Genomic DNA, 3,402 nt, shown 5'->3' on the forward strand with positions numbered 1-3,402 from the left:
TTCTTATGTGTCGGGCGAGATTATGTGGCGGAGCCGCGCTGACGTCCGTCAGGGCCGGCCAAAACCAGCTTGCCTCCGCCACATAATCTTTAGATGCTGTTCAGCAGTTGCAGAACGGCGTCGTTCGGTCGGAAACGCACGCCGTGGTCGCCGGCGACGCCCGCCTTCTCGAGTCCGTTGCGCATCATCTCGACATCCGCGGCGGCGTAGCGGTGGGTCGTGGCGACCTGTGCGTGCCCGAGCCAGGCTTGGATCGTCAAAAGGTCCACGCCGGACTGGAGAAGCTTCATGGCGAGGGAGTGCCGGAAGATGTGCGGCGATATGGGCTTGTCGGCCAAGGCCGGCCTGATAGCCACGACCCCGGCGGCCGCACGCCGCACGATATGGGTTGCTCCGAAACGAGTCAGGCGCTCGTTGCGGGCGCCGACGAACATCGGTCGCGGCTCGTGATGGGCGATCCCGCGCTCGCTCAACAAGGTCGTCAGCGCTCGCGCCAGGTCCTTGGAAATAGGGACGACGCGGTCTCTGCGCCCTTTGCCGCGCAGCAGCACTTGCGGGTGCGACCGCTCCAACTGAAGATCGTTTGCGTTGACGCCGGTGGCTTCGGAGACCCGGGCGCCGGTCCGTGCCAAGAAGAGCAGAAAGGCTCGGTCGCGCCGACCACGGGGCGTCTTTGGATCGGGCGCCGCGATGAGGGTGTCCACTTCGGCCTTGGTGAGGTGGTACGTCACCTCAATGTGCGTCCGTTTAATGGGAATCGTCAGCACGCGTTGGGCGACGCCGAAGGACGCCGGGTCGGCGGCAGCGACGTGGTGGAAGAAAGATCGGATGGCGGCCAGGCGGGCATTGCGCGTGGCGACGGAGTTGTTCCGCTTCTCTTCGAGTTCGTCGAGAAAGGCGAGAACGAGGTCTCGATCAAGGTCTTCGAGCGTCAATGCCGCCGGCTTCCTTCGTAACCGGGCGGCGGCAAAGAGGATCAGCATGCGCAAGGCGTCGCGATAGCTGGCCACGGTCGCGGGAGTCGCGTTGCGTTGCTTGGTCAGGCGCCGGCGAAAATAGGACTGCAGGAGCGGCGCCAGGAGCAGGTGTTCGCTCATGCTGCACCTCCATCGAGGAAGGCGCGTTCCGCCGCAATGGCGAGAAGATCCGCCGAGCCAGTGAGGTAGTAGGCTGTATCGCTGTAACTGGCGTGGCCGAGATAGGTGGCGAGCAACGGGAGCAGCGCCTGAACGTTGGCGCGCTGTTGGTGCCAGAGGCTGAGGCGGGTCACGGCGAACCGGTGCCTGAGATCGTGCGGCCTTAACGGCTTGCCGCCATCAAGGCCGGCGAGCTTACGGACCTCAGCAAAGCCGTTTTGCAGGCCAGTCGCCGAGAGGCGGTTGCCCCGGGAACTGAGGAAGAAGGCCTGATCCTTGGGCATGAGAAAAGCGGCATCACGCTCACGGGCATAGCAACCAAGGGCAGCCTGGGTTGTCGTGTGAACTGGAACGAGACGATCCTTGCGGAACTTCGTCTTCCGAATGAGGAGGACCCCGTTGGCCAGATCGACGTCGGAACGATCAAGCCGGACCACTTCGCCCGATCGCAGCCCCGAGCTCGCCAACAACCCGATTAGCGTTGCCATCGTCCGGCCTCTGAGCGGGGTGCCTGGCGAAATGCGGGCGCATGCGTCGATGAGCGACGCCAACTCAGCCTCGCTGAGAATACGCGGAGGCGGAATCGCTCTGGATCTGGGGAAAGCTCTGCGCTCCAAGACCTCGGTTCGGACGTCATAGACGGCGAGATACTCGTAAAACCGGCGGAGCACGCCGTGGCGAGTGGCGCGGCTGTTGGCGGCGCCGCTGAACGACAAGGCGAAATCCAGCGCCATCGCTCGAGTGGCGGGGGCATCGAGCTGAGCGCGATCAACGTAGCGGACGAAAGCCCGCAACGTGCCGGCTTGCTTGCTGAAGGCGTAGCCGAGGGAGTGGCGCAGCTCGATGTAACGCTCGGCCTTCTCGCCGAGGAAACGGACGAAGGCGGTCATGCGACGCCTCCCGGAAAAGGGAGTGCGACCTCGGCGAGCTGCGAGGCCGCGACCTTTACGTACAGCGCCGTTGTGTTGATGCTCCGGTGCCCGAGAAGATCGGCGACCTCGTTGATCGGCCTTCGCTGCCTGACGAGTTGGGTGGCAAGGCTGTGGCGCAGGAGATGCGCACCTGCGACCCGCCCGAGTTCGACCCCGCCATGCCGCAACCGCTTCCGTACGATCCTCGAAACAGGCGACGCGCACTTGAACGGTCCCACGGGCGGCGTGAAGGACAGGAACAGATACGGACTATCCACCTTCGGTCGAGCGCGCAGGATGTAGTCGGCGAGCGCGGCGCCGGTCTCCTCGAGGAGCGGTGCCACCCGATCACGCTTGCCCTTGGTGCGCCGGACAAAGACCTCGCCAGTTCGCCAGTCGATATCCTGCAGCCGAATGGCGCGAAGCTCGCCGTTGCGAATGCCCGTGGTGGCGAGCAGCAACAGGACGGCTCGATCGCGGATGTCGACTGGCGTCGTTGCGCCGATCGCATCGATTGCGCGCCGAACGTCATCCCATGCAAGGCGCGGCGGCAAATGCGCCAAACGCCAATGGGGCGTCCCTGGGACGACGCGGGCGAGATCCTGTTCATGGTGGCCAGCCCAACATAAAAACCGAAGAAATGTTCGAATGTGAGAAATCGCCGCCGTGCGGGTGCCGGAGGTCGCCGATAGCGACAGCCGATACTCGATAGCAGCGAGGACATGCTCAGCCGTCAACGCCTCGAGGTCTTGGCCGGGATGGTGATGGCGGAACCAATCCAGAAAGCGGCGGCCGCCCAGAAGAACGCCTTCGCGGGTCTTCGGCTCCAGGCCCCGCACCTTGCGCAGATAGTCCGAAAAGGAAGCCAGAAGTGGGGCAACCGGATCATCCGCTACACTTGGAACGGAAACAATGAAACGCTCAGGAGCCACTCGCCGTGCGTGTCCCAGCGCCGATCCTGCCCCAATGCGCGGAGTATCCGTAGTAAACGTGCATAAATAGCTATCGATGACATCTTGATGGATCGGCATCGGACCACTGCGCGGCCCGGCAAACTGGCTAAAGCGCGCTATGCGGCTCAAGTAAATCTTGGCGGACGCTCTTTTGTAACCAAGCGTGAAAAAATGCTTCGCGATGCGATCCATCTCGCCACCGAGCGCACCGCTACGCAGGCGCTTGAGCACCCCACGATACGAAAAATAGAAGTCGAGCATCCTGCCCCTCCAGCATTGCGGCGCAGGGGGATCCCGCGTCCGTTAGAGAGGCATGAAATATTATGTGGCGGAGGATTCCAGGCTTGGCAGGCTTGGCGGGCATCTGCGCAGCTCCGCCACATAATCTCGCCCGACACATAA

Annotated in this window: 3 protein-coding genes; all 3 read right to left on the reverse strand. The window is 63.4% G+C overall.

Features of this window, described 5'->3' with window-relative positions:
* Nucleotides 1–89: 89 nt before the first annotated feature.
* Genes NKH43_RS35110 through NKH43_RS35120 form a run of 3 tightly spaced genes read right to left on the reverse strand, consistent with a single transcriptional unit; the run spans nucleotide 90 to nucleotide 3,261 of the window.
* The gene (locus NKH43_RS35110) at nucleotides 90–1,097 is read right to left on the reverse strand and encodes a tyrosine-type recombinase/integrase (RefSeq protein WP_352862039.1); all 1,008 of its coding nucleotides are present in this window, start codon (nucleotides 1,095–1,097) and stop codon (nucleotides 90–92) included.
* Nucleotides 1,094–2,026, reverse strand: coding sequence for a tyrosine-type recombinase/integrase (locus NKH43_RS35115; RefSeq protein ID WP_352862041.1), 933 nt, complete (start codon nucleotides 2,024–2,026; stop codon nucleotides 1,094–1,096). The genes NKH43_RS35110 and NKH43_RS35115 overlap by 4 nt, the downstream gene beginning before the upstream one ends.
* Complete coding sequence (locus NKH43_RS35120; RefSeq protein ID WP_352862043.1) at nucleotides 2,023–3,261, reverse strand: site-specific integrase; 1,239 nt, start codon at nucleotides 3,259–3,261, stop codon at nucleotides 2,023–2,025. The genes NKH43_RS35115 and NKH43_RS35120 overlap by 4 nt, the downstream gene beginning before the upstream one ends.
* Between the last annotated feature and the right edge of the window lie 141 nt (nucleotides 3,262–3,402).

Source organism: Mesorhizobium sp. M1163 (assembly GCF_040318415.1).
Taxonomy (GTDB): Bacteria; Pseudomonadota; Alphaproteobacteria; order Rhizobiales; family Rhizobiaceae; genus Mesorhizobium.

What these genes read in the sequence shown, in the direction of transcription:
- NKH43_RS35120 (WP_352862043.1), bottom strand. Translation starts at nt 3,261, where the DNA reads ATGCTCGACTTCTATTTTTCGTATCGTGGGGTGCTCAAGCGCCTGCGT.
- NKH43_RS35110 (WP_352862039.1), bottom strand. Translation starts at nt 1,097, where the DNA reads ATGAGCGAACACCTGCTCCTGGCGCCGCTCCTGCAGTCCTATTTTCGC.
- NKH43_RS35115 (WP_352862041.1), bottom strand. Translation starts at nt 2,026, where the DNA reads ATGACCGCCTTCGTCCGTTTCCTCGGCGAGAAGGCCGAGCGTTACATC.